This is a genomic window from Micromonospora sp. NPDC003241, from assembly GCF_053589795.1.
Window position 1 is genome coordinate 19,730 of sequence record NZ_JBSFSO010000004.1, and the last position, 26,434, is coordinate 46,163.

The 26,434-nt window shown below is 71.3% G+C and carries 22 protein-coding genes; 14 read left to right on the plus strand and 8 right to left on the minus strand.

Going from position 1 to position 26,434, the window contains the following annotated elements:
• Positions 1–22 precede the first annotated feature (22 nt).
• Positions 23–1,471, minus strand: a complete 1,449-nt coding sequence (locus tag ACWDVW_RS04870; RefSeq protein ID WP_449944913.1) for a thrombospondin type 3 repeat-containing protein — start codon at positions 1,469–1,471, stop codon at positions 23–25.
• A 131-nt stretch (positions 1,472–1,602) separates the two neighbouring features.
• Here ACWDVW_RS04870 and ACWDVW_RS04875 point away from each other — a divergent pair, with 131 nt between their 5' ends.
• A complete protein-coding gene (locus ACWDVW_RS04875; RefSeq protein WP_449944915.1) occupies positions 1,603–3,033 on the plus strand; it encodes a helix-turn-helix transcriptional regulator in 1,431 nt (476 codons plus the stop codon).
• Positions 3,034–3,207: 174 nt separating this feature from the next.
• Here the strand turns inward: ACWDVW_RS04875 and ACWDVW_RS04880 are convergent, their stop codons facing one another.
• Positions 3,208–4,155: an FAD-dependent oxidoreductase gene (locus ACWDVW_RS04880; protein ID WP_449944918.1), complete on the minus strand. Its 948-nt coding sequence runs from the start codon at positions 4,153–4,155 to the stop codon at positions 3,208–3,210.
• Between the two features lie 151 nt (positions 4,156–4,306).
• On the opposite strand from ACWDVW_RS04880, the gene ACWDVW_RS04885 reads away from it, so the two are divergent.
• The 4 genes from ACWDVW_RS04885 to ACWDVW_RS04900 all read left to right on the plus strand — a co-directional run bounded on the left by ACWDVW_RS04885 (position 4,307) and on the right by ACWDVW_RS04900 (position 8,949).
• Positions 4,307–6,784: a M14 family zinc carboxypeptidase gene (locus tag ACWDVW_RS04885; RefSeq protein ID WP_449944921.1), complete on the plus strand. Its 2,478-nt coding sequence runs from the start codon at positions 4,307–4,309 to the stop codon at positions 6,782–6,784.
• Positions 6,785–6,794: 10 nt separating this feature from the next.
• Positions 6,795–7,322, plus strand: coding sequence for a DUF1772 domain-containing protein (locus ACWDVW_RS04890; RefSeq protein WP_449944922.1), 528 nt, complete (start codon positions 6,795–6,797; stop codon positions 7,320–7,322).
• Between the two features lie 117 nt (positions 7,323–7,439).
• Positions 7,440–8,231, plus strand: coding sequence for a hypothetical protein (locus ACWDVW_RS04895; protein ID WP_449944925.1), 792 nt, complete (start codon positions 7,440–7,442; stop codon positions 8,229–8,231).
• Between the two features lie 361 nt (positions 8,232–8,592).
• Positions 8,593–8,949: a DUF6193 family natural product biosynthesis protein gene (locus ACWDVW_RS04900; RefSeq protein WP_449944927.1), complete on the plus strand. Its 357-nt coding sequence runs from the start codon at positions 8,593–8,595 to the stop codon at positions 8,947–8,949.
• Between the two features lie 233 nt (positions 8,950–9,182).
• Here ACWDVW_RS04900 and ACWDVW_RS04905 read toward each other — a convergent pair whose 3' ends face one another.
• Positions 9,183–9,401, minus strand: coding sequence for a hypothetical protein (locus tag ACWDVW_RS04905; protein WP_449944930.1), 219 nt, complete (start codon positions 9,399–9,401; stop codon positions 9,183–9,185).
• Between the two features lie 762 nt (positions 9,402–10,163).
• Between ACWDVW_RS04905 and ACWDVW_RS04910 the strand changes: the two genes are divergently transcribed.
• From ACWDVW_RS04910 to ACWDVW_RS04935, 6 genes are all read left to right on the plus strand, one after another.
• On the plus strand, positions 10,164–11,363 hold the full coding sequence (locus tag ACWDVW_RS04910) for a helix-turn-helix domain-containing protein (RefSeq protein WP_449944933.1): 1,200 nt from the start codon (positions 10,164–10,166) through the stop codon (positions 11,361–11,363).
• A gap of 606 nt (positions 11,364–11,969) precedes the next feature.
• Entirely contained in the window at positions 11,970–12,209 is a 240-nt protein-coding gene (locus ACWDVW_RS04915; RefSeq protein ID WP_449944936.1) for a hypothetical protein, read from the plus strand.
• Between the two features lie 128 nt (positions 12,210–12,337).
• Positions 12,338–13,534, plus strand: coding sequence for a helix-turn-helix domain-containing protein (locus ACWDVW_RS04920; RefSeq protein ID WP_449944938.1), 1,197 nt, complete (start codon positions 12,338–12,340; stop codon positions 13,532–13,534).
• A 564-nt stretch (positions 13,535–14,098) separates the two neighbouring features.
• Complete coding sequence (locus tag ACWDVW_RS04925; protein ID WP_449944940.1) at positions 14,099–14,386, plus strand: hypothetical protein; 288 nt, start codon at positions 14,099–14,101, stop codon at positions 14,384–14,386.
• Positions 14,387–14,508: 122 nt separating this feature from the next.
• Positions 14,509–16,104, plus strand: a complete 1,596-nt coding sequence (locus ACWDVW_RS04930; protein WP_449944942.1) for a diguanylate cyclase — start codon at positions 14,509–14,511, stop codon at positions 16,102–16,104.
• A 275-nt stretch (positions 16,105–16,379) separates the two neighbouring features.
• Positions 16,380–16,910: a hypothetical protein gene (locus ACWDVW_RS04935; RefSeq protein WP_449944945.1), complete on the plus strand. Its 531-nt coding sequence runs from the start codon at positions 16,380–16,382 to the stop codon at positions 16,908–16,910.
• A gap of 3 nt (positions 16,911–16,913) precedes the next feature.
• Here ACWDVW_RS04935 and ACWDVW_RS04940 read toward each other — a convergent pair whose 3' ends face one another.
• The gene (locus ACWDVW_RS04940) at positions 16,914–17,795 is read right to left on the minus strand and encodes a LysR family transcriptional regulator (RefSeq protein ID WP_396742282.1); all 882 of its coding nucleotides are present in this window, start codon (positions 17,793–17,795) and stop codon (positions 16,914–16,916) included.
• A gap of 68 nt (positions 17,796–17,863) precedes the next feature.
• Here ACWDVW_RS04940 and ACWDVW_RS04945 point away from each other — a divergent pair, with 68 nt between their 5' ends.
• Together ACWDVW_RS04945 and ACWDVW_RS04950 are read left to right on the plus strand one after the other, a co-directional pair.
• The gene (locus ACWDVW_RS04945; protein WP_449944948.1) at positions 17,864–18,766 is read left to right on the plus strand and encodes an EamA family transporter; all 903 of its coding nucleotides are present in this window, start codon (positions 17,864–17,866) and stop codon (positions 18,764–18,766) included.
• 97 nt (positions 18,767–18,863) lie between these two features.
• Positions 18,864–21,008, plus strand: a complete 2,145-nt coding sequence (locus tag ACWDVW_RS04950; RefSeq protein ID WP_449944951.1) for an APC family permease — start codon at positions 18,864–18,866, stop codon at positions 21,006–21,008.
• 11 nt (positions 21,009–21,019) lie between these two features.
• Here ACWDVW_RS04950 and ACWDVW_RS04955 read toward each other — a convergent pair whose 3' ends face one another.
• The 3 genes from ACWDVW_RS04955 to ACWDVW_RS04965 form a co-directional block, all read right to left on the minus strand.
• Positions 21,020–23,410, minus strand: a complete 2,391-nt coding sequence (locus ACWDVW_RS04955) for an ATP-binding cassette domain-containing protein (RefSeq protein WP_449944953.1) — start codon at positions 23,408–23,410, stop codon at positions 21,020–21,022.
• A gap of 105 nt (positions 23,411–23,515) precedes the next feature.
• Positions 23,516–23,926, minus strand: a complete 411-nt coding sequence (locus ACWDVW_RS04960; protein ID WP_449944955.1) for a VOC family protein — start codon at positions 23,924–23,926, stop codon at positions 23,516–23,518.
• Between the two features lie 5 nt (positions 23,927–23,931).
• Complete coding sequence (locus tag ACWDVW_RS04965; protein ID WP_396693755.1) at positions 23,932–24,381, minus strand: helix-turn-helix transcriptional regulator; 450 nt, start codon at positions 24,379–24,381, stop codon at positions 23,932–23,934.
• A gap of 154 nt (positions 24,382–24,535) precedes the next feature.
• Here ACWDVW_RS04965 and ACWDVW_RS04970 point away from each other — a divergent pair, with 154 nt between their 5' ends.
• Positions 24,536–25,039, plus strand: coding sequence for a VOC family protein (locus ACWDVW_RS04970; RefSeq protein ID WP_449944959.1), 504 nt, complete (start codon positions 24,536–24,538; stop codon positions 25,037–25,039).
• Between the two features lie 97 nt (positions 25,040–25,136).
• Here ACWDVW_RS04970 and ACWDVW_RS04975 read toward each other — a convergent pair whose 3' ends face one another.
• Positions 25,137–26,318 (minus strand): hypothetical protein, encoded by a 1,182-nt coding sequence (locus tag ACWDVW_RS04975; protein WP_449944962.1) that lies wholly within the window; start codon positions 26,316–26,318, stop codon positions 25,137–25,139.
• Between the last annotated feature and the right edge of the window lie 116 nt (positions 26,319–26,434).

Consider the following 26,434-nt stretch of genomic DNA (forward strand, 5'->3'; position numbering starts at 1 on the left):
TGACGACGCCCGGCCGGCGGGTTCAGCAGAGGCCGTTGCAGCCATCCGGGTTCGGCGGCGGCGCACCGATCCAGGGCTGGGAGAGGCCGGGTACGTGCTCCGGCTGCGCCCCGCTGATCCGGGGCTCGGAGAAGACCGTGTTGTACGCGTTGGCGGTGTCGTCGACGTAGATGATCCCGCTCAGCTTGTTCTCCGGGATGGTGCCGTTGGCGTACGGCGGCGTCCAGTTCCGGACCGGCGTGATGTTCGCGCCGAGGAAGCGGGTGATGCCGTCGGCGCCGGTCAGCACCGAGATCACGTCGCCGGAGTAGTCGGGGTTGACGTACCCGTGGTCGCCCTCCTGGTCACCGTGGCCGCTGCCGTCGTCGCCCCCGTCGTCGCCGTGCTCGCCGCCGGTGTCGTCGTCGGAGTCGTAGTGGGTGTTGATGCCGTCGCCGCAGTTGCCGCTGGTGTCGCAGGTGGTGACGGTCTGGTTGCCGGAGCTGTGGGTCGAGCTGTTGAAGGTGACGCTCTCCACATGGACGGTGCCGGTCTTCTTCCCGTTCTGGTCATAGAGGTGCACGGTCGTCTCGGAGTGGGTGTCCGACTGGCCGTTCTTGGTGTGGCTCTTGGTGGTGGTCTCGCTGATCAGGCGGCCGTGCGGGTCGAAGACCATGACGGTCTGCTCGGTGTAGAGGTCGCCCGTCTCGCCGCGCTCCTCGTACTGGGTGAAGATGGTGTTGCCCGTGGATCCGTCGGCGTTGACGTGTACCCGCACCGACCCGCCCGGCACCAGGTCGACGTCGTCGCGCGACCCGTCGGCGTAGTGCAGCCGGTAGTCGGAGTCGCCGAACCACGGCTTCTCGGTCTTCACGACCCCGCCGTACGCGGCCGGGCTGTGCGTCGTCTCGCCCGGCTCGAACTCGGCGAACATCGACTCGAACGGCGTGATCAGCGGGTTGCCCTGCTCACCGACGGCCTGCGACCGGGTGCCCCGGCCGATCGCCACGCCGTCGCGCTGCACCGAGAGATTGAGCGCGTCGAACTGCTTGAGGTCGACGCCCAGCCGGGTGTAGGCGTCCTGCCGCACCGGAAGCGCGAAGACCCCCAGGCTGGGCAGGTTGGTGGTGGTCTCCCGGAGTTTGATCAGCTCCGCCGGGAACGCGATGAAGCTGCCCCGCCCGTACCCGAAGGACGGCAGTTTGTTCACCGAGGCCAGTTCCGCGGCGACCTCCAGGCTGGGCCGGCTCGCCGGGTCCCACGGGTCGGTGCCCGCCGCCACCTCGTCGGCGTCGCTGAAGCCGTCCTTGTCGCTGTCCACCACCCGCCAGGACAGGTAGCAGCCGGTCGGGTCGCAGATCCGGGCGTACGACAGCTTCTTGCGCGGCGGCTTGTCGGCGGAGGCGGCGGTGCTGCCGGCGGTCAACGCCAGCGGTATGGCGAGCAGCGGGGCGACGACCATCGCCACTCGCCTGCGGTTACGAAGGATCATGAGCGGTACCGTCGCACCCGCCGGGGCGCTCTCCAGTCGCTGAGTCGGCAATCAGTCGCCGGGTCGCGGCACCCTGGGGGGATCCCCAGCTAGGGTGTGGCTGCTGCGCTGGTACGACGAAGGTGACGGACGTGGACATCGACCGGTGCGGCCATCGGCCGGAGGACGCCGACCGACTGCTGGCCGCCGCCGATCGGGCCGCCGACCCCGTGACCGCCGCCCGGCTGGTGGCGGAGGCGTTCGTCGCGGTGTCCCGGACCGCCGACCCGACCGTCCTGCCGCCGATCGTCGCGCGGCTGGCGCGGCTGCGCACCCACCCACCCCGTCCCGAGATCGAGTTCCTGCACCACGCCGTCGGCTGCGCGGTGGGCGCCCGGACCGGGCGGCGGGTCGCCGTCCGGGAGACCGACGAGGCGTTGCGCCTGTTCACCACCGCCGGCTCGCACGACGATCCGCTCCTTCTGGAGTGCGCGATGATCGCCACGTTGAGCGCGCTGCGACCCGACCAGGTACGCCCGAGGTTCGCCGCCCTCGTCGAGCGCTGGGTGTCCGGCGAGGCGGCGACCGACCCCGCGCGGCGGGCCCGGTTCACCACCATGCTCGGGATGGGCGACGCGTGGTCCGGGGACCTGCTGCGCGGCCGGGCGACGCTGCGTCGTGCCCAGGCGTACGCGGTCGAGGCCGGACGGCTCGACCTCCAGGCCGAGATCGTGTCGTGGCTGGCCAAGTGCGAGGCGCTCTGCGGTGACCTGGCGCAGGCGCGGCGCTGTCTGGACGAGGCGCGGGTGCTGGCGGCCCGCTCGGGGTCGGCCTGGGTCGGGTTCCACATCGCCGAGTGCGCCGCCGCGCTGCACCTGGCCTCGGGCGACGTCGAGGCGTGGGTCGGTGTCGTGGGGCGGCTGGTCGCCTCGGCGGTCGGCAGTAGCTCCGGGCTCGTCTTCGAGCACCGGTGGGAACTCGCCACCCACCACGCGCTGGGCGGCGACGCCGAGGCCGCGCACGCCGTCCTCGCCGCCATCGCGGACCCGCCGCTGGACTGGCCGGGTGCGCCGGCCCTACCGGCCTGGCGGGCCTGGATCGCCGACCCGGCGGACCCGGCCGCGATGGGCTGGCTGGAACAGGCGCTCGCCGGGCTCAACCGGCCGGTGGAGCGGCTCTCCCGGGCCCGGCTGGCCTGGCTGCTCGGCGCCCAGCACGCGCGCCTCGGCCGGCGGGTCGACGCGATCCGGCTGCTCGAACTGGCCAGCAGCGAGTACGCGGCGACCGGTGCGGCGGGCCTGCTCGCCCGCGTCGCCGTGGACCTGGACGCGGTCACCGCCGGCCCGGTCGGTACGCCGTGGCAGTCGACCGGGCGCGGCCGACCGGCCGGTGCCGAGGCGGAGGTCCGGCTGACCGCGATGGAGACCAGAGTGGCCGGTGCCGTCGCCGACGGACTGAGCAACCAGGAGGCGGCCCGGCGGCTGTCGGTGTCGGCCAAGACGGTCGAGTTCCACCTCGGCAACATCTATCGCAAGCTCGGCGTCCGCAACCGCACCGAACTCGCCCGGCACCTGTCGCGCTGAGGCGTGGCCGGGCCGCCGAGCTGAAAGGAAGGGTCCCCGGCTAACGCCTCGTGCATAGCAGGGGACCCCTGCTAACACCCGCGCGCCCCGGCCTGTGGGTCGCGCCGGCACCGCCCCGGGTCCCTGCCCGCCGGTGCCGCCGGGTCCCTGCCCGCCGGTGCCGGCGCGGCCCGGTCAGTCGAGCGCCGCCACCAACTCGGTGACCTCGGCGGCGCAGCCGTAGGAGAGCGTCACCCCGGCTCCGCCGTGGCCGTAGCAGTGCACCACCGGGCCGTGCGCGGTCCGTTCGGTCTCCAGCCGGACGCTCGGTCGGGCGGGACGCAGCCCCACCCGGTGCGCGAGGACGCGGGCCGCGCCGAGCGCGGGGACGAGCGCCGTGCAGCGGGCCACGATCGCCTCCGCCGTCTCCGGGCGAGCGTGCCGTTCCTCGTCGCCCTCCTCGGCGGTGCCGCCGAGCAGCACCGTGTCCGTCCGGGGCACGACGTACCGCAGGTGTCCGGGGTCGGTCTGGTCGAGCAGCCACTCGTCCAGGCCGACCTGGGCGACCACGACGACCTGTCCGCGTACCGGGGTCAGGGAGGTGTCGCCGGTCAACTCCCGCGCCGCCAGGCCGGTGCAGTTCACCACGGCGTGCACGCCGTCGGTGAAGGCGTCGGCGAGGGCGGTCACCCGGCCGGGTCGGATCTCGACGCCCGCGCGCACCGACCGGTCCCGCAGCCAGGGCAGGTGCCGTGCCATGTCCACCACCGGCACGGTCAGCTCGTATCCGTCGACGTAGCCGGGCGGCAGCCGGTCACCGGTAACCCGGTCCAGTGTGGGCACCGCCGCCCGCCACCACGGCTCGGCGGTGGGCCGGCGGAACAGTTCCCGACCTCGCCGCAGCCGGACGCCGGTCGTCGGGTCGTCGGCCAGGCCGCACAACACCCGGTAGGTGGTGGCCGACCAGCCGGTCACCCGGGCCCGGGGGTGGGCCCGGTAGGGGTACCAGAGCGCGGCGGCGACCGACGACGTGGTCTGCTCACCCGTCCCGGCGGCGACCACGTCGACCCGGTGTCCGTCCTGCGCCAGGCGCAGGGCACAGGTCAGGCCCACCACGCCCGCACCGACGACCCTGACCCTCATACCCGGAGATCACACCACACCGTCGGGGTCGTGGGGAATCCTCAAGGTTTCCTCAACCGGGCAGGTCAAAATCCATCGATCCGCTCCGGCGCCGCTAGTTTCACCGCAACCGATGGACGTGCGTGACACGCCACAAGCAGGAGGAGGGGAGATGCGACGCACACGACTGCGCCTCGCGCTCTTCGCGCTGCCCGCCCTGGTGGGCGGAGTTCTCATGGCGGCGGCATCGCCCGTGCCGGTGGGCGCGGTGCCCGCCGGTACGGGTGGTCCGGCCGACACCCATCTCGACGAACCCGACCACGTCGGCCACGTCCGCGTCCACATGACCGGCGCCGACATGCTGGACAAGGTGGTCGCCGCCGGATTCGACCTCGAACACGGCCTCACCCGGGTGCCGGACGGCATCGAGGGCGAGGCGGCGGTGACCGCCGAGGAGCGCACCGCGCTGGAGGCGATGGGCGTACGGATCCTCGCCGACGACGAGGGCTTCGAGTGGAGCGACGAGGCCGACGGGGGCCTGCCGGCCGTCGCGGCCCGCACCCTGGCGGCGGCCGGCGAGGACAACGCGGTCCGGATCGCCCGCGCCGACTGGTTCACCACCAAGGGCCAGGGTTTCCTGTACGTCGAGGCGCGCACCACGCAGGGCCAGCAGACCACGCCGATCGTCGGGATGCAGGTGGAGAACGACTCGGGCAAGGGCACCGAGTTCGGCTTCGCCCGGACGATGAGCCGGTTCGTCGACTCCGGGCAGTACATGTTCCACCGGAACCTGTTCAAACTCGACACCCGCCCGGACCAGATCCGGGTGACCAGTTCGACCGGCGGCGTGGTCACCGGCCCGGTCTCGAACTGGCTGGAGGACGGTGCCCCGCCGCTGACCGCGAACCCCGGCTACCGGTCGGACTTCGTCGACGGCTACCAGCACCCGCAGCAGCTCTTCGCCCGGGCCAAGGAGATCGCCCGCGAGTACCCGCAGATCGCCGAGATCGTCTACTTGCCGCACCGCACCAACGGCTACCAGCGCAAGGCGCAGGCCACGATCGGGGGGACCGGACAGTCGGCGGTGGTGGTCAGCACGGCGGCGTGGGGGCACGAGGGCGGCAACGACGTCACCGTCGAGTTCGCGCACCAATCGGGGGAGAACCTCCCGCTCACCGTCGAGGTGACCGGCACGGCGGTCCGCGTCCTGCTGGGCACCGACGCCACCGGCGCGGCGGCGAGCACGGCCACCGAGGTGGCGCAGGCGTTGCGTACCCGGTCGCAGGGGCTGATCGACCGGGCGCACCCGTACCGCAGCAATGCCGGAACCGGCGTCGTGGCGGCGACCACCGGTCCGGTGGCGTTGACCGACTTCCTCGACCAGAAGCGGGTCGGCGCACCGGAGGGTGAGGTGCCGCGCGGCCCGGCCACCATTCCGGTGCTGCGGATCGGCAAGCACCGCGACGGCCGCAACCCGGGCGTGCTGATCCAGGCGCAGGACCACGCCCGCGAGTGGGTGCCGCCGACGACCACGCTGGAGACGGCCGAACGGCTGGTGCACAACTACCGCACCGACAAGGAGACCAAGAAGATCGTCGACAACACCGACGTCTTCCTGATCCTCTCCAACAACCCGGACGGCGCGAACTACAGCTTCTACAACTTCGCCTCGCAGCGCCGCAACATGACCAACCACTGCGCGGACGACAACGCCGACCCGGCCCGCCGCAACGCCTGGGGCGTGGACCTGAACCGCAACTACCGGGTCGGTTCGGGCCACGACGGGTACGCGGGCGGCTCGACCAGTTGCGTCAGCGACACGTTCCAGGGGCCGGAGAAGCTGTCCGAGCCCGAGTCGAAGAACGTCATCTGGCTGGTCGAGACGTACTCGAACATCAAGTTCATGATGTCCGTGCACTCCAACGGCGGCCAGTTGTTCTGGCAGCCCGGCGCGTACATCGCGAACGGGCGGATCACCACGCCCCGGCCGCCGCTGGGTGACGAGGCGTTCTACTGGCAGTCGGCGGCGCGGATCCTGTCGCAGGTGAAGGCGCACCGGGAGACCGTGGTGACGCCGCAGAACGTGGGCGGTTCCTCGGACGTCCTCTACTCCTCGGCGGGCAACGTCCGGGAGGACCTCTACCACACGTACGGCATCTACTCGTTCGGCTGGGAGGTCGGCGGCTCGATCTACAACCCGGCCACCGGCAACTGGCAGGGCGGCTCGTTCCAGCCGCCGTGGGTGGGCAACCCCGAGCTGGTCAGCGGGCACGCCGAGACGATGGAGTACGCCAACGGGATCATGGAGATGTTCCGGATCGCGGCGGACTGGGGCAAGGACAAGAAGAAGCCGACGTCCACGCTCGTGCCCGGCGGCGGCCGGTACGCGGGCCCGGTCGACGTCCGGTTCGAGACCAGCGAACCGGCCACCATCTACTACACGACCGACGGCAGCCGTCCGACCCTGGACTCGCCGCGCTACCAGGCGACCGAGTTCCGGGAGCCCGGTCAGGTGTTCCGCGTGACCGAGACGACCACGTTCCACTGGTTCTCGGTCGACACGGCGGGCAACGTCGAGAAGGGCTACGACCCGACGAAGAACGACAAGCGCAACAACTTCCGCAAGGCGACGGTCACCATCACCCGGTAGCCGGTCTTCGGTGACGCCTCGTCGGTGCGGGTCACCCCGCGCCGACGGGGCGTCGTCGTGCGCGCGTCGACGTGGACCGTCGCCGACGCGCGTCGGGAACACCGCACCGGGTACGCCCACGGGCGACCCGGCCCGCGCCTGCGGGCGGCAGACGGTGCGGGCCGCCGGACCCAGCGACTACTTCCCGCCGCTGGGTGCCTCGGTGATCCTCGGCAGTCTCGCCGCCACGGCGCTCACCTGGCGCGACCGGCGGCTGCGCTGGTGGGTGGCGGCCGCGACGGCGGTCTTCGTGGTCTGCGAGTTCCTCTTCTCGGCGGTCTTCTTCTGGCCGCGCAACGAGATCATGTTCGTGGAACCGGTGGGCACCCACTCGCCGGAGTACCTGCGCCAGGTCGCCGCCGAGTTCGTCGCCGGGCACCGGGTACGCCTCGCCGGCGGCGCGGTCACGGCGGCGCTGGCCTTCACCGCGCTGCTGCGTTTCGCCCGCGACACCGGCCGCGCGAGTAGTGACCACGGGGCGGTCCGGGCCGTCTCCTGACGGTCTGCGGGAGAGGATCGGCAGGCCAGCGCGGTGATGGGCTCGACGGCACGTGCTAGGAAGTAGGCGTGAATCGTGATCGTCTTTCCGCCGTGCCGCCGGTCCCGGTGACGACGCATGGCTGAGCGCAGACTCCGGACCGGCCTCGCGTTCGTGCTCGGTCTGACCGTGCTGTCCGGGTGCGCCGTCAACAAGGGCAGCGCCCTGGCCGCCGACTTCGAGGCCGACTGGGCCGGTACGCCCGACGTGGCGACTATCCACGCCACCGAGGAAAACACCCTGCCCTTCTTCGGCACGTCGACCGGCACCCTGACCGTGCAGGAGGGCACCTCGGCCGACCGGGTCAGCGAGCTGGCGGGCGAACTGCGGCAGTACGTCGCCGGCCGCGACGACGTCTCGGGCAAGATCAACGCTGCCGACATCACCTTCACCGTGGTCCCGGACAGCGCCCGCACCGACGAGGTGGTGTCGTTGTGGCGGTCGATGAGCACCGACTCCCAGGTGACGTCGGCCCACATCTCGCGCCCGTCCCGGGCCGACGTAAACCGATGGCGGATCGTCGGCACCGCGCCCAACGTCGTCGGCGCAATGGAACTCTTCGACGACCTGACCACCGGCGGCGGCCGACACGGCACGCTGACCGGCGTCACGACGGTGCTCATCGCCACCGACCGCACCGTCGAGCCGGCCGTCTCCGTGGAGACCGGTGCGGACGGTGCGGTCCCGGTCGAGGCGATCGCCGCGTTCCGGGCGGTCGTCGGCAGGTATCCGATGGTCCGGGCGTCCCTGCGGGTCGACCGGGTCAGCATCGTCCTGACGCGGCCCGAGGACCGGTCGGCCGCCGAGGAGGTGGCCAGGGCCCTGGCACCGAACCTCGGCACCGTCGAGGTGACCAGCCAGAACCGCTGAACCACGGCGGCCGGACCCGAGCCGGTGACGGTTCACACCGAAGAGATCACTGCTTCGATCCCAGGATCGCCCGCAAGTCGCCAGGTGTCCCCTGCCCGCAGAATGTGCGGACCAGGGGGCCTTGTCATTCCTGAAGATCCGCGCAACTTCAGCGATACTGCTGTCTCCGAGGGCACCTGAGGCAGCAGTATCCGTGAAGTTGCGCCTCAGGGAGCCGAGCCCCCGGATGCTCCACCTGCGGTGGTTCGCGTACGGGCTCTCGTATCGGCATGACAGGTTTGCCAAGTTGACTTTGTCGGTTACGGCCGGTGTTTCCAGCGGGAGAGACTCAACTCAACGACCAGGCGGTAGCCTCGCCAGCGTGCCCGAAGCGTCAGACATTCCGACTGCCTGGCGGCAGTTGCGGGAGATAAACCCGAACACTCGCCAGGGAGATCCGCTGATCATCGAAGCGGCCTACGCCCAACAACGCCTGCGTGAGCTCTATCCGTTCCCGACGCATGGAACCCTGCACTTTCTCCGCACCGCACCGCCTTGGAAGCCTGAGGACAAGGCTCTCGCCCTCATTGTCTGTGGCGAGCCGCCGTATCGGGTGTACACCGCCGGGTACGACCAGCTACTTGGCCTGGCGGCAACACCGGAAGAGGCAGTCGCGATCGTTGTTGCCCATCTGCCAGAAGCTTCAGCAGCCGAACCGGATGGTGAGGGTGCTAGTTGATCAAGGATGTATGGCCTGAACGTACGGTTGGTCGTGCGGGGCACTTCGGTAAGGAGCTTGATCGCCTCGTGGACGCGGAAGGCGACGTTTGCGTCTTCGACGGTCGGGTTCGACCGGCGTGGAGAAACGCTCCAAGCTGAAGCAGACTGCCGCATTTCTCGGTGAGAGCGGAAGGGGACCTGCTTGTCTACGTGCTGGCGGCGGCGATCAACCGAGGCATGGGCATGGGGTGACTACACCTCACTCCTGCTGGCGATGAGACCGACGATCGCACCGAACCCCAGCTTGAAGGTTGTCGAGCAAGCCTCCGCGAGGGTCGCCGCCTGCTCCGTCTCGATTCGCAGTACCACCAAGATGGCCTGCAAAGCAAGGGACAGCAGGGTGAGGGAGAGAACCGCGATAAAGATCAGCTTGAAACGCGGAGTGAGATCCGATCGGTTCTTTGTGGGCATGCGGACAGACCCCTTCGGGGCTATCCGACCGCGCCCCAGATCGATCGGAATCTTGCCGCAACCGCGACGAGGCAACCTAGAAGCGACTTTACAGGATCATCGAACAGGGAGCACCTGGGTCTTTCCCGTGAGGCGGGCCTTCTCGAACGGCTCCCGCAGGAGTCGAGCATCCAGGATCCCGGTGGTAAGCATCGTGATCCGTTTAATCCTGCTCGACGGATCGGCCATGCCAGTCCGAAGAAGCCGGCGGCTGCTGGTGGTCATGTGGTCCCCGTCCACCCGTCTGAAGTGCCGAGGGCAAACCTCAACCTCAAGGTCACCTGCAAAGTCCGCAGGTACCACTGCCTCGATCCTGTTGCCGGAACGCTTGGAGACCCAGATGCCGGCGGGGTCACCCGGAAGGCGTGGTGCGATCGCCTCAATGGTTCCGAGTAACTTGCCGCAACCTCGGGCACCGCAGCGAACCTCGACCAGGCGCACCGATCCTCCAAACAGCCGTAGCTAGGCCGCCGCCAGGCCGACAGGCGACGAAGGACTTTGAGCAATGTCGACCCTTGGTGACCCTGTCAGCCGAGTTTGCCATGAGTGGCCGCGCTGAGAACCGACCACTATGACACGGCCCTACCCGCACCCTCCTGGTAGTTGCGGTAATAGCCGTCGTGGTGGGGCGCGTGGGTGCGGTGGGCGGGGGTACCGTCGACTGTGGTGGTCTTCCGGTGTAGTGACTGGTGGGCCGCTGCCCAGACCGCTACCTGGGAGACGATGATGAGCGATTCCGCGACCTTTGGTGCGCGCCTTCGGATGTATCGCGAGCGTGCGGGGAAGACTCGGCCGGTTCTCGGCGGGCTGGTGGGGCGTAGCGCGGAGTGGGTCAAGGCGTTGGAGAATGGGCGGCTGCTGCCGCCCCGCCTGCCCATGCTGCTGCGGCTGGCCGAGGTGCTCGACATTTCGGATCTTGCGGATCTGACCGGTGATCAGTCGTTGCCGGTCGCGTCGGTGACCAGGGCCGGGCATTCCGAGGTCGGGAAGGTGGCGGCGGTGATGCAGCGGGCGTCGGTGCCGATGGGCGCGGTGACGCCGGTTGTCGTGATGCGCGACCTGGTGGATCAGGCGTGGGCATTGTGGCATCGGTCGACGACCGAGCGTTCGGCGGTGGCGGCGGTGCTTCCGGGGTTGCTGACGGATGCGCAGCGGAGTGCCCGGATGCTCGGTGGCGGGGACCGTCGGCTGGCGTTCGTGGAGTTGGCGCGGGTGTATCACCTGGTGCAGTTGTACCTGGCACACCAACCGTTGCCGGAGTTGGTGTGGCTGGCTGCCGACCGGGCGATGTCGGCTGCCCAGGACGCTGACGACCCGGCGGCGATGGCGGTGGCGGCCTGGTACTACGCGCACGTCTATCGGGGTGCGAACCAGATGGATGCCGCCGAGCAGGTGCTGGTCGAGGCGGCGGGTCTGGTCGATCCGGCGGCGGGTGGTGAGCAGTTGGCGCGGTGGGGTCAGGTGCAGCTCGGTATCGCGCTGGGCCACAGCAAGGCGGGCCGGGCCGGTCGGGCGTGGCGGGCGTGGGATGCCGCCGACTCGGCCACGAGCCGGCTCGGCGGTGGGTACGTCCATCCGTGGCTGATGTTCGGATCGGCGGCGTGTGCGGCGTACGCGGTCACCATCGAGACGGACCTGTGTCGTACGGGTGAGGCGGTGCGGAGGGCCGACGCCACCGACTACCGGGCGTTGCCTTCGCAGACTCGCCGGGCTGCCGCGCTGATCGATGCCGCTCGGGCTCACATGTTGGACCGTGGGGAGGTCGCGGCGGTGCACCTGCTCGGCCGGGCGCTGCGGGAGAGCGTCGACACGGTGCGCCACAACCCGTACGCCCGCACTGTCGCCCAGGAACTGTCGAACCGGCCGGGCACGGTCGGCGAGGACGCCCGAGAGTTGGCCCTCGCCATCGGCATGATCGGGTAACCCTCCCTCAGGTACAAACTCTCCCTCCCACAGCCGGTGACCGCTCGTAGCGTTCCCGTCACTGGCGGCGGCGAGCCTGTGCCTGCCTGAGACCCGATAGGGCCGGACGGAGTCTCGTCGCCGCTTCCTGTTTCGCGATCGAGGGGGCGAGTCTGTGGCGACCTGGTCTGACCTGCGCGCGTTGATGCGGTGGGTGTTTCGGCGGCCTCAGCCGCCGCCACCGCCCGGGACCGGGCAGCGCTATCAGGACGTCGAGCAGGCGGCGGCGCAGCAGCGTCTCCTCGACCACGCGAGGCAACTGCGGCGCTGCCAGGGCCATCACGAATCAGCCAGCACACGCCGACCGAAGGGCATCCGGTGACCCGACGCGTGGACATCGTCCGGCCAGCCAACCGTGAGCACCCGGCGCGTGTCGTATGGCGAGTACATCTCGGCCACCGCGTTGACCTTCGCCCGGCGGCATCGGCCGGTGTGCTCCTGGCAGCACTGGCGGCGCATCTGCAACTGCGGAGCCGACCTGCCGTGCCGAGCCCGGCACCGGATACCGATCAACCGAGGGCACTGGCCGCAGGCGGAGAATCAGCGGTGAGTAGCCACGGTCCGGTCATGCCGATCTGGAGCTGCGGGGGCTGTGACCTGCCGTGGCCGTGTCCGACGCGGCGGCGGGAGCTGCGCGCGGAGTACGCGGACGCGCCGGTGTCGCTGTCCCTCTACCTCGGGGCCTACCTCGTCCAGGCCGCCGAGGACATGCCCTGGGCACCCGCCGGCACCCTGCACCGCCGCTTCATCGGCTGGACCAGACAGCCGTCGGAAGCACAGCAGCGAACTACAGGTCGCGGACACTGACGGACCCCGCCGGACGGACGCTCAGAACTTGCAAGCGAGGGGTCCTCCACGCGCGACGTGTCGGGGTACCGTCCGACGAGGTGGTGACCGTTTGAGGTCGCCTGGCCTCTTGAGCTTGGAGCGGCGCTATGGCCTCGTCCGTCGACCCGCGCTTCGGTTTAGTCCTGCGTGAGTTTCGGGAGCGGCGGGGTCTGTCGCTTCGCGCCCTCGGGCAACTCGCCCATCGGAGTAAGAGCCATCTGCACGAGTTGGAGGCGGGGCTCAAGGCTCCGACTGTCGATACGGCTCGTCACCTGGACCGTGTTCTCGACGCGGGGGGTGTGCTTGCTCGGTTGGTGGAGGCGCCGATCGACCATGCGGCTGAGGCTGGCGAGTTGCGGGCGAGAGTCGCCGCCAGTGATGTCAGCGGCGATGTGCTCGATCGGATCGAGCAGGGCGTCGATGATCTTGCCAGTTTCTATCCGACGTTGGCCCCGGCGGATCTTCTGCCGTTGGTGCGGCGGCATCTCGCCTATGTCGGGCGGTTGTTGGACGGGCGGGTCACGCTTGCTCAACAGCGGCGGCTGTTGGTTGCCGGTGGCTGGTTGGCGGTGTTGCGGGCGACCGTGCACATCGACCTGCGGCAGAGGACCGCTGCGGCTGCCCACTTGCGAGCCGCCCGTGATCTCGCCGAACATGCTGAGCATGGCGAGATCCAGGCATGGTGTCTCGAAACCCGAGCCTGGGACGTGCTGACTCAAGGTGACTACCGGACGGCGCTAGATCTTTCCCGGCAGGCACAGCGGGTCGCTCCGAAGGGGAGTTCTGCCCGCATCCAGGCGACTGCTCAGGAGGCTCGTGCGTGGGCTCGGATCGGGGATGTCGGTGCGACCCGACGAGCGTTGGACCGGGTGGAGCGGCTGACGGCGAATCTGCCTGTTCCTGAGCGGGCCGAGCACCACTATCGCTACGACCCGGCCAAGGCCGCCGCGTACACGGCCACGACTTTGGCGTGGGCGGGGGACCCCGGTGCCGAGCAGATAGCGCGGGCGGTGCTGGCGGATCTGGATCCGTCCGGCGATGGGGGAGCGCGACCGCGCCGGTCCGCGTCGGCCCGTCTCGACCTTGGTCTTGCCCTGGTCGCTGCCGGTCAGCCGGATGAGGCGGTGGCTCTGGGTGCGCAGGCGGTGGCGTCCGGGCGGGTGGTGCCGTCGAACTGGTGGCGGGCTGCGGAATTGCTGGCCAAGGTGGAGCAGTCGGGGACACCAGAGGCGGCGACGTTGCGGGAGGCGTGCATCGAGTACGCACCTGGGCGGCGACCATCAGCGGACAGCACACGTAGTTAGCGGACGCTCACCCTCTGGCTCGGTGAGCGTGTCCGGCGTGACGCTGGACCTCACTGAAACCGGGCGCGGACGAGGCACCTCAGCAGGTGCCCTCCATGCCCTGAGGACGGAGGGCCGGCCACATGACGGTGAAGGTTCGACTCCTGCGGAGCGTTGTCAGCCGGTTCTTCCCGTCGTCGCCGTCGGCGGGTTGTGGCATCGGAGAACGCATCCAGGCGATTGAGCAGGAGGCCGCCCGACGACGGTTGTTGGATCTCGCGCGAGGCATACCACCGCACCCGGCGTTGGGCGGGGATGCCTTGTCCAAGCGGCGCATCTCGTACGACGAGTATCTGTCGGCCACGGCTCTGACCCTCGCCCGCCGGCATCGGCCGGTCTGGTGTTGGCGGCGATGGCGGCGGGTCTGTCGGTGCGGAGCCGACTTGCCCTGCCAGGCCCAGCACCGAATCCCGATCGAGCGCGGCCACTGGCCCGGGACCGGTGAGCGGTGACCAGCGGCGCGGAGCTGGCGATCCTGGCGGATCACCTTCGAGTGCGCGACGGCTGGTTTCTGGGCGGTGTGCGGTGACCGCCCATGGCCCGGTGATGCCGATCTGGAACTGCGGCGGCTGCGACCTGCCGTGGCCGTGTCCGACGCGACGGCGGGAACTACGCGCGGAGTATGCGGATGCGCCGGTGTCGCTGGCCCTCTACCTCGGGGCCTACCTCATCCAGGCCGCCGAAGACATGCCCTGGGCACCTGCCGGCACCCTGCACCGCCGCTTCATCGGCTGGACCAGACAACCGCCGGACATGCAGCAACGAGGCGCAGCAACCATGCGAACCGAAACCGAACGCCACCAGACCGGATGACCTCGTACGACACCCGATCCGACCGGCCTGCCGTGATCACATACCGAACGGCGGCGGATCGTGATGGCGGATTCATGTCGTAACATCGTCCTGTTTCTTTCCTGGGCGGTGCGGAGGACCGCATGGACGATGTGACCCTCCGGGCGCTGCGACTCGTCGAGGAGGCCCAGACCGGCGCCGCCGCCCCGGCGTTGGCGACCGCCGAGACGACGCTGCGCGAGGCCACCGGGGAGATCGCCGACGGACCGGCGGCGCTGCACTTCGCCCGGGTCGTGGCGCTGACCCGGCTCGGTGAGCTGCGGGCCGCCGTGGCCGCCGCCGACCTGATGCTGGCCGCTGCGGACCGCGAGGGCAGCGCCGGATGGCGGTCGTGCGCGCTGTCGCTGCGCGCCACCCGGCGGCTGCGCGTCGGTGACAAGGACATCTCCGAGTACGACGTGGAGACGGTGCTGCGGGATCTGGTCAGTGCCGAGACCGCCCTGCTCGTCGACGAACCCGATCCGGTGATCATGGGCAACGCGCACACCGGGATCGCCATCGGCTACGCGCAACTGCGGCTCTACGAGTTGGCTGCACCGCAGTTCGAGGCGGCCTACGAGACGACGCGGCACCCGGACTACCCGGACAACGGCAACCGGGCCATGTGGCTGTGTAACCTCGCCGAACTCAACCTGCTGTGGGCGCTGGAGTTGTACCAGGTGGGTCAGGTCGCGGTGGCGGAGCGGCACACCACCACCGCCGAGGCGCACGCGACCCGCGCGGCGATCGAGGCGTCCGGCCCTCAGGCAAGGGTGTGGCGGCTGTTGGCGCTGCTGTATGCCGCCTGCGCCCGCGCCGACCGCCAGGACCCGGCCGGTGCGGCGGCCGACATCCCCCGGTACGCGGCCCTGCTGGAGGACTCCGGTCTGCGACAACACCAGGAACTGCTGCTGTGTCGACCGTTCCACGCCGTCGCGTTGCGCCGCTCGGGGCGACCGGGTGAGGCGCTACGGGTCATCGAGCAGGCGGTGTCCGCCCTGCCGGTCGAGACCGACTGGCTGATCTCGGCGGCGCTGCACCGGACGCATGCGGTGCTGCTGACCATCAACGGGTCGTCGGATGCCGTACCGGGGCTCACCTACGGTGACGCGCTCGCCGAACTGCTCTGGCGGCAACGGCACCGCTGGCTGCACACGGCGATGACCATGCAGTCGTACGACGTGTTGCGCTGGCAGCACGAGCAGGCCGAACGGGCGGCGCAGACCGACCCGCTCACCGGCGTCGCCAACCGTCGGGGACTCGACGTCTTCCTGCGGAACCTGGCGGCCTCCGGCACCCCCGCCGACCGGCTGGTGGCGGTGCTGGCGGTGGACATCGACCGGTTCAAGCACATCAACGACTCGCTGGGCCACGCGGTCGGCGACGAGGTGCTGCGCGCCGTCGCGCAGGCGCTCACCGCCAGCGTCCGCAAGGGCGACTTCGTGGCCCGGCTCGGCGGTGACGAGTTCGTCGCGATCCTGCCCGACGCCGACACCGCCGACGGCACGAAGGTCGCCCAGCGGGCCGTGGACGCGGTGGCCGGGATGGCGGCGTGGCGCGCCCGGGTCAGCGTCGGCGTGGCCAGCGGACCGGCGTACTCCGTCGGCGACGCCCTCACCCAGGCCGACCGTGCCATGTACGCGGCGAAACGCGCGGGCGGCAACCAGGCGACCTTCCGCCCGGCGGTCGTCGAGCAGTGATCCGCGAACCGTTGGTCGACGGCGGCGACTACCGTGTGTGCGACAGTCGGCGACAGAGGAGGACCACGTGAAGCCCTGGCACCTCACCGCTGTGGTGATCACCGTGGCGCTGCTCGGATTCGTCGTCTGGGGCGTCATCGCGTTCCTCCAGGGTCGACGCGGCGGTCCGTCGGACCGGTGACGCCGGGCCGGTCGCCGTCCGGGCACCGGGCGGCCGGTGTGCTGACGCCGGGCCGCCGGTGCGGCGCGTCGGTCGCGACCGCTACCCTGCGGCGGTGGCTGTCGACGCGGAACGGTTGGCGGCGTCGTTGGCGGTCCGGCTCGACGCGGTCACCTTCACCGACCTGACCGTCGACCAGGTCACCGCCCGGCTGATCGACGAGGTCGTGCACTGGGCGGGGGAGCGGGGCTGGCGGGTCTATCGGCGCGCGCCCAGCGTGGTGCCGTTGCCGCCGCCGATGTCGGACCGGCAGTCGGTCCTGGACGTGGCGTGTGCCCGCCCGGACGGGCCGCCGGTCGTCGTCGAGGTCGACCACGGCACCCGACGGCGTACCTGGGACAAGCTGCTCGCCGAGGCCGACGCCGGGCGCGTACCGCTGTGGGTGCGGTGGGGTGCCGGCCGGTTCACCGCGCCGCCGCCGCCGATCCTGATGGTGACCTGCGAGGTGTCCGGGCGGACGGACCCGACCGGGGCACGTCTGCACAGCCGGCTGCCGCGCACCGACATGCGTCCACCGGCGCACTCCGCCACGCCGGTCGGGGAGGCGTCCCCCGTCGAGCTGCCGCTCCCGCCGCCCGGCTCCTGAGGGCTATCCGGCCTGCTCCGCTGCGGGTCGGCCGCTGCGGTACGCCTCGCACGCGAGAGTGACCAACTCGGTGAGGTGGGCCGGCGGGTCGTCCTTCCACCAGGCCAACCAGACCGGGATCGGCGGGGTGTCGCGGACGGCCCGGTACGCCACCCCGGGGCGGGGATTCTGGTTGGCGGTGGCCTCCGAGGTGATACCGACCGCCTGACCGGCCGCGATCAGGGTGAGCCACTCGTCGACGCTGTGCGTGGTGCGGATGGTGCCGGGTGCCGCACCCGGTGGGAACAGGGCGGGGGTGGTGGTGCCGGTGCGGCTGTCGATGGCGAACGGGTACCGGATCAGGTCGGTGACGCGTACCGACCGTCGTCGGGCCAGCGGGTTGTCGGTGGCCATGGCGGCGTAGCGGGACTCCGTCCCGAGCAGGGCGCTGTCGAAGCGGGGGTCGGTGAGCTGTCGCCGGACCACGGCGACGTCGGCGGTGCCCTCGCTGAGCCCGGCGGTCGGGGTGTTGCAGTGCACGAACATCAACGGCACCTGCGGGTGGGCGGCGGCCCAGGCGCGTTGCAGCCGTCGGGTGTGCTTGCCCAACGCCGCCCAGGCGTAGCCGAAACGCAGCTCGGCGCGGGACTCCTCGACGATCCGGTGCAGGTGGGCGACATCGTCGAGGACCCGGCGCGCGGCGGCGAGGACGCGGGTGCCGGTGCCGGTGAGCGAGACGTGCCGGGTGGTCCGCTGGAGCAGCCGGGCGCCGAGCGTGGCCTCCAGCGCGCCGATCGACCGGGAGACGGCCGCCTGGGAGACCCCCAGGACCCCCGCCGCGTCGGTGAACGTCCCGGCGTCGACGACCGCGACCAGCGTACGGAGCTGACGTAACTGCACATCCATACGCTCAGCGTATAGGTGAAGCGGTCGATGCATTTCCGGTATGAGTCGGGGCGTTCGACACTGCCCTCATGACGGTACGGACAGTGGAGCGCGACGACGTCACCCCGAGCGACGGTCGGGTGGCCGATGTCGGCCGAGGGCCGCTGGTGCGCGGGATCGCCACGATGACCGCCAGCGCGGCGAGCAACCAGGTCGGGGCGGCCCTGGGGGCGCACGCCTTCGGTGCCATCGGGCCCGCCGGGGTGGTGGCCGTGCGGCAACTCGTCGCGGCGGCGGTGCTGCTGCCGACCGTACGCCCCGACCTGCGTCGCTTCACCTGGGCGCAGTGGTGGCCGACCCTGCTGCTCGGGGTGGTCTTCGCCGCGATGAACCTCAGCCTCTACAGCGCGGTCGACCGCATCGGCCTCGGCCTGGCCGTCACCCTGGAGTTCCTCGGCCCGCTCGCGGTCGCGCTGGCCGGCTCCCGGACCCGCCGCGACCTGCTCTGCGCCCTCGGCGCCTGCGTCGGCGTCTACGTGCTGGTCCTGCCGGGCCCGGCCAGCGACCTGTTCGGGGTGGCGCTGGGTCTGCTGGCGGCGGCGTGCTGGGCGGCGTACATCCTGCTCAACCGGCTCGTCGGGGCCCGGCTGCCGGGGTTGCAGGCCCCGGCGGCGGCGAGCCTGGTCTCCGCCCTGCTCGCCCTGCCGATCGCGGTCACCCTGCTCGCCCAGGGCCGGCTGGCCGGCACCGCGCTGCTGTTCGCCGTGGCCGCCGGTGTCCTCGCCTCGGTGGTGCCGTACGCGGCCGACCTCGTCGCGCTGCGCACCGTGCCGGCCCGGTTCTTCGGCGTCTTCATGAGCATCCACCCGGTGCTGGCGGCGCTCGCCGGTCTGCTGCTGCTCGGCCAGGTGCTCCGACCGCACGAGTGGCTCGGCATCGCCATGGTCGTGACGGCCAACGCGGTGGCCGTCCGGTCCGCCACCACCGGCTGACACCACGAGCCGGTGTCGCTTGCGCCGATCGGCGTTGCCCGCACCGGGTTCCTGGAATGGTCGGTGGTGCGGGCAGCGGGCACGAGGCGGAGGCACGGTGGGCAGGTCGGGGCAGGACCCGGAGCAGGCGGCGGGGTCGGCGACCTTCAGCCCCTCCGCCGAACTGCCGCCGCCGTCTCCGGCCGACCTCGACGTGCTGCGGCGACTCGGCGCGCGGTGGCGGGTCGACGACACCGTACGGGCGCTGCCGGTGGATCCGCAGGCGGACGAGGTGCGGACCGTCGAGGGGGCGGGCCGGCACCGGGTGCTGTTCGTGCCGGACGAGGCGGGTCGGCTGACCGCCACCCCCACCGCCGAACGGCAGGACACCGTGGAGGGGCGGGCACTCGGCCGCCTGCGTCGACTGCTGCTCGGGCCGCCGCTGACCAGCGGGGCGATCCTGCGCGAGCGGATGCCGAAGTTCCTCGCGCTGCCGGTGCTCGCCTCCGACCTGCTCTCCTCGGTCGCGTACGGGCCGGAGGCGATGCTGACCGTGCTGGTCCTCGCCGGCAGCGGCGCCCTCGGGCTGTCGTTGCCGATCGCGGCGGGACTGGTCGTGCTGATGCTGGCGGTCGGCACGTCGTACCGGCAGACCGTGTACGCGTACCCGCACGGCGCCGGGTCGTACCTGGTGGCCAGCGACACCCTCGGGCCCCGCGCGGGCCTGGGCGCGGCGGCCGGTCTCGTCCTCGACTACGTGCTCACGGTCGCGGTGTCGGTGTCGGCCGGTGCCGCCGCGATCACCTCGGCGCTACCCGCCCTCGCGCCGTACAGCGTGCCGTTCGCGCTGGTCGTCATCGGCCTGCTGCTGACCGGCAACCTGCGCGGCATCCGGGTCGCCGGCAACGTGTTCGCCGCGCCGACGTACTTCTTCCTGGTCGCCGTGTTCGGGCTGATCGCCGTCGGTCTGGTGCGGGCCGCAGCCGACGGGTTCACCGTCGTCGCCCCACCGCCGACGCCGGCCGTGGAGGGGCTCGGGCTGCTCCTGGTGCTGCGGGCCTTCGCCTCCGGCGCGACGTCGATGACCGGCATCGAGGCGGTCTCCAACGCGGTGCCGGTCTTCCGTCCGACCGAGTGGCGCAACGCCCGTACGGTGCTCACCTGGATGGTCGGCATCCTGATCGCGATCTTCGTCGGTCTGGTGGTGCTGTTCCACCTCAACGGCCTGACGCCCCGCGCCGACCAGACGCTGCTGTCCCAACTGGCCCGACACACCTTCCCCACCGGCCCCTGGTACGCGCTCGTCCAGGCCGCCACCGCCCTCGTGCTGCTCCTGGCCGCGAACACCGCCTTCAACGACCTGCCGCGCCTGCTGTACTTCATGGCCCGCGACGGTTACGTCCCGCGCCGTTTCCTGCACCTGGGGGACCGGCTGGCGCTGAGCAACGGGCTGATCGTGCTCGCGGTGGCCGCCGCGGCGATCCTGGTCGCGTTCGGCGGTCGCACCCATTCGCTGATCCCGCTCTATGCGGTCGGTGTCTTCCTCGCCTTCACGCTGTCCCAGACCGGGATGGTCCGGCACTGGCGGCGACACCGCGAGCGGGGCTGGCGGCGGCGCGCGACCCTCAACGGCATCGGCGCGGCACTGTCCGCGCTGGTGCTGGTGACCGCCGCGGTCACGAAGTTCACCGAGGGCGCCTGGGTGGTGGTGCTCGCCGTACCGCTGTTGATCCACCTGTTCCGCCGGATCCGCCGCCACTACGACCACGTCCAGCAGGCCCTCGGGCTGCATCCGGTGGCACAGACCGGCCGTGCGGGGCCGACCGGGGACGAGCCGCCGTCGATCGTCCCGCAGCAGGTCCGGCACCTGTTCCTGGTCCCGGTGGCCCGGCTCAACCAGGCGGCCCTGCGTACCCTCGCCTACGTCGGCTCGCTCGGCCAACCGGCGCTCGCCCTGCACGTCAGCCCGGAGCGGGTCGAGGCGGACCGGTTCCGCGCGGAGTGGGCCACCTGGGGCGACCACGTCCCGCTGGAGACGATCCTCTCGCCGCACCGCGTGATCATCCCGCCGCTGGCCGGGTACGTCAGCGCGCTGCGGCGCAGCCGTCCCGACCTGACCCTCACCGTGGTGGTGCCCGACGTGATCGTGGAGCACCCCTGGCAGCGGCTGCTGCACTACCGCACCGAGCAGCGCCTGCGCCGGGCCCTGCGCCGGCACCCCGGCATCGTGGTGACCAGCATGCCCACCCACCTGACCCGCTGAGCCACCGACGGTCAGCGGCCCACGTAGGCCGCCAGGTGCTCACCGGTGAGGGTGGAGCGGGCGGCGACCAGGTCGGCCGGGGTGCCCTCGAAGACGATCCGGCCGCCGTCGTGGCCCGCGCCCGGACCGAGGTCGATGATCCAGTCGGCGTGCGCCATCACCGCCTGGTGGTGCTCCACCACGATGACCGACCGGCCGGCGTCCACGAGCCGGTCGAGCAGGCCGAGCAGGTGCGTGACGTCGGCGAGGTGCAGGCCGGTGGTCGGCTCGTCGAGGACCCAGACGCCGCCCTTGTCGCCCATGTGGGTGGCGAGCTTGAGCCGCTGCCGCTCGCCGCCGGAGAGCGTGGTGAGCGGCTGCCCGAGGCTGAGGTAGCCGAGGCCGACGTCCGTCAGCCGCCCGAGGATGGTGTGCGCGGCCGGGGTACGCGCCGCACCGGCGCCGAAGAACTCCCGGGCCTCGCTCACCGGCATCGCGAGCACCTCGCTGATGTCCCGATCGCCGAGCCGGTACTCCAGCACCGAGGCGTCGAACCGTCGGCCCTCGCACTCCTCGCAGGTGGTGGCCACACCGGCCATGATCCCCAGGTCGGTGTAGAGCACCCCGGCGCCGTTGCAGGCCGGGCAGGCGCCCTCGGAGTTCGGGCTGAACAGGGCGGGCTTCACGCCGTTGGCCTTGGCGAACGCCTTGCGGATCGGGTCGAGCAGGCCGGTGTAGGTGGCCGGGTTGCTGCGGCGCGAACCCCGGATCGGCGTCTGGTCCACCGACACCACGTCCGCCCCGGGCGGGATCGAGCCGTGCACCAGCGAACTCTTGCCGGAGCCGGCCACCCCGGTCACCGCCACCAGCACGCCGAGCGGGATGTCGACGTCGACGCCCCGCAGGTTGTGCGAGCGCGCGCCCCGGATCTCCAGCGTGCCGGTGGGCTTGCGGACCGACTCCTTCAGGGCGACCTTGTCGTCCAGGTGTCGACCGGTGACGGTGCCGCTGGCCCGCAGCCCCTCGACGGTGCCCTCGAAACAGACCGTGCCACCGTCCGCGCCCGCGCCGGGGCCGAGGTCGACCACGTGGTCGGCGATCGCGATGGTGTCCGGCTCGTGCTCGACCACCAGCACCGTGTTGCCCTTGTCCCGCAGCCGCAGCAGCAGGTCGTTCATCCGGGCGATGTCGTGCGGGTGCAGCCCGGTGGTGGGCTCGTCGAAGACGTACGTGGCGTCGGTGAGCGAGGAACCCAGGTGACGGATCATCTTGGTGCGCTGGGCCTCGCCACCGGAGAGCGTGCCCGCCGGCCGGTCGAGCGAGAGGTAGCCGAGCCCGATCTCCACGAACGAGTCCAGGGTGTGTCCCAGGGCGGCCAGCAGCGGGGCCACCGAGGGCTCGGCCAGGCCACGGACCCACTGCGCCAGGTCGCTGATCTGCATCGCGCAGGCGTCGGCGATGGAGACACCCTTGATCTTCGAGGAGCGGGCCGCCTCGCTGAGCCGGGTGCCACCGCAGTCCGGGCAGGTGGTGAACGTGACCGCCCGGTCCACGAAGGCCCGGATGTGCGGTTGGAGCGACTCCCGGTCCTTGGCCAGGAAGGAGCGCTGCACCTTGGGGATCAGCCCCTCGTAGGTGAGGTTGACCCCCTCGACCTTCACCTTCGTCGGCTCCCGATAGAGGAAGTCCTGCATCTCCTTCTTGGTGAACTTCCGGATCGGCTTGTGCGGGTCGAGGAAACCGGACTCCGCGTACGTCCGTACCGTCCACCAGCTGTCCGACTTCCAGCCGGGGATGGTGAACGCCCCCTCGGCGATCGACTTGGAGTCGTCGTAGAGCTGGCTCAGGTCGATGTCGGAGACCGAGCCGCGTCCCTCGCAGCGCGGACACATCCCACCGGCACGGGTGAAGGTCTGCCGCGTCGTCTTGCCGGCCCCCCGGTCGACGGTGATCGTGCCGCTGGCCTTGACCGAGGCGACGTTGAAGGAGAACGCGTTGGGCGAGCCGATGTGCGGTTTCCCGAGCCGGCTGAACAGGATGCGCAGCATGGCGTTGGCGTCGGTGGCGGTGCCGACCGTGGACCGGGGGTCGGCCCCCATCCGCTGCTGGTCGATGATGATCGCGGTGGTCAGCCCGTCCAGCACGTCCACCTCGGGCCGGGCCAGCGTCGGCATGAAGCCCTGCACGAAGGTGCTGTAGGTCTCGTTGATCAGCCGCTGTGACTCGGCCGCGATGGTGTCGAACACCAGCGAGCTCTTGCCCGACCCGGAGACCCCGGTGAACACCGTGAGCCGGCGCTTGGGGATCTCGATGCTGACATCCGCCAGGTTGTTCTCCCGTGCGCCGTGCACCCGGATCAGGTCGTGGCTGTCGGCGACATGCGCCGCGCCCGCCTGCGAGCGGCTCTTCGGGACCGTGCTCATCGTGTCTCCCTCTGTCTCACCGACCGGCGGCTGTCTCACCGCACCGGCGGCCGTGGCGCGCCCCGCTCCCGGCCGTCGGGCGTCGGCTCCCGGCCGGAGCGCGGCTCAGGCGATCTGCTGGATGCGGATCAGGTTGCCGGCGGGGTCGCGGACGGCGCAGTCGCGGATGCCGTACGGCTGGTCGGTCGGCTCCTGCACGACGTCGGTGTCACCGGCCTGCAACTGCTCGAAGGTGGCATCGACGTCCCTGGTCGCCAGCACGATGCCGGCGTACGTGCCCTTGGCCATCATCTCGGCGACGGTGCGCCGCTCGTCGTCGGTGACGCCCGGGTCGGCGTGCGGCGGGTGCAGGACGATGGAGGTGCCGGGCTGGTCGGGTGGACCGACCGTGATCCAGCGCATCCCGCCGTACCCGACGTCGTTGCGGACCTCGAAGCCGAGCGTGTCCCGATAGAAGCGCAACGCGGCGTCCGGGTCGGTCTGCGGGAGGAAGCTCGCGTGAATGGTGATGTCCATGCCGGTCACGTTAGTTGCGGCTGCCTGACCTGTGCTTCTCGATTCCTGATCGGTCTGGTGACCTGCTTCGACAGGCACGCCGGGATGCCCGCCGTCGCCTGGGCCGCCTCGCGCCGGTAGACGCTCGGCGGCACACCGACCAGCTCGGTGAAGCGGGTGCTGAAGGTGCCCAGCGAGGCGCAACCGACCGCGAAACAGACATCGGTGACGCTGAGGTCGCCGCGTCGCAGCAACGCCATGGCACGCTCGATGCGCCGGGTCATCAGATAGCCGTACGGCGACTCGCCGTAGGCGAGGCGGAACTGACGACTGAGGTGCCCGGCCGACATGTTCACCCCACGGGCGAGCGCCTCGACGTCGAGCGGCTGGGCGTACTCGCGGTCGATCCGGTCCCGGACGCGGCGCAGCCGCGCGAGATCGCGCAGGTGGGCCGCTTCGGCGGCGCTGCTGGTCACCCGCCGAATGGTGCCACGTCCCACCGACGTTGCCCAACACCGACAGCGCCGCGAGGGCCCGCGCCCGCGCTGTCGGGCCGGGCCTGGACCGGTGGGTCGCCGGTATGGTCGGGCGCGTGTCGCGGCCTGCGGTGCCGCGCCGAGGAGGAGGGGGATGACCGTGACGAGTCCGGGTGCGGTGCCGCCGGTACGCCAGTTGCGGCTGGTGGTCGAGGCCGAGGACTACGAGGCGGCCGTCCGGTTCTACCGTGACGTGCTGGGCCTGCCCGAGCAGGCGGCGTACTCCGGCGGCGACGGTGCCGAGGTGGTGATCCTGGACGCCGGACGGGCCACGTTGGAGATCGCCAACCCGGCGCAGAAGCGGATGATCGACGACGTCGAGGTGGGCCAGCAGGTCGCCCCGCGCATCCGGGTCGCGTTCGAGGTCGACGACGCCCGGGCCACCACGCAACGGCTGGTCGACGGTGGCGCCGCCGAGGTGGCCCCGCCGACCACCACGCCCTGGCAGTCGGTCAACGCCCGTCTCGACGCGCCGGCCGACCTGCACATCACCGTCTTCCAGGAGCTGCGCACCCTCGACGAGCGCGCCGCGCTCGACGGGTTCGGCACCGACGACGGCCCGGCACCGGTCGCGGACGACCCGCCACCGGCCCGCTGACCCCGCACCGGCCCGCCAACCGCGCCACCGGCCCGCTGTCCCGCCGCTGGTCCGCCGGCCACGCCACCGGCCGTGGTGCCGGTGGCGTGGCCGCCGCTCAGAGGCTGCGGTTCGTCCAGCTCCAGTAGCTGCCGTTCCACCATCGGCTCCACAGGTTGCCGGCGGTGTCCCTCAGGAAGATCGCCGGTCGGGTGGAGTTCTGCGGCGCGAGCACCGCCGTACCGGTCAGGGCGGGCCGGAACGGCGGACTCTGGTCACTCCAGTACCAGTTGGACCCGTCCCAGTAGTTGATCCACAGGCCGCCCCCGTCGGTGGCGAAGAAGGAGAACGGCGAGGTGCCGTTCACCGAGAGGGCACCGAGCGTGCCCGGGACCAGTTGCTCCGGCGGTGAGCCCAGGTTGTGCCACTCCCACTGGGTACCGGTCCACCAGCGCAGCCACGCGTTGTCGTCGCTGCCGGTGGCGAGCAGGTACGGCCGGGCTTCCGGTGCGACCTGCACCGCGCTGCGGGCGCCGAAGGGCGTACCCGCGTCGGTGAGCCAGACGCCAGGCGGCTGGCCGAGGTCGACCCAGGGCGCGGCCGTGTCGTCGAAGCGGGTCGTCCAGAGCCGGCCGACGTTGCTCACGGTGTAGACCTGCGGCGTGCCGTTCTCCAGCAGCACACCGACCGGGCCGGTGGCCGCGATGCCGTCGGGCGGCGAGCCGATGTTCGTCCAGTTCCACACCGCCCCGTTCCACCAGTTCACCCACACCGTCTCGTCGCCGTCGCTGCGGACGAAGAGGTACGGGCTGGTGTCGGCCACCGCGACGGCGGTGAAGCTCGGCCAGCTCACGAAATTGGCCCCCGGCGGACTGCCCTGGTTGCGCCACTGCCAACTCGTCGCCGACCGCCACAGGCTCCAGACGTTCTGGTCGGTGCCGAGGAGGAAGGCGTACGGGCGGGTGAAGCCGTCGACGATGGTCACACCGATCGGCATGCGCAGGCCGACCCCCGGCGGTGTGCCCATGTTCGACCAGTTCCACTGCTCGGACTGGTCCTGCCAGTTGATCCAGAGGTTGCCGTCGGTCCCGATCACGAACACGTACGGATACCGGTCGCCCACCGCGACCGCGCCGACGATCTGCCGGGTCGCCGGAGCCGTGCTCGCGGCGGCTGCGGTGAGCTGCTGCGTGCCGGCGGCGGCCGGTGCCGCAGCCGCCGGTGTGGCCGCCGACGCGACCCCCAGCGCGATCGTGGTCGCGACGGCCAGGAACCGGCGCGTGATGGTGCTGACTCGCATGCTGTCCTCTCGTGGCAGGAGCATTCCCCGCAGGGAGTATGAGCGCCGCTCGTCTTCCCGCTGCCGGGAAGGCGACCGGATCGCTTTCCCGACAACGGTTTGCGGTCCCGTCCACC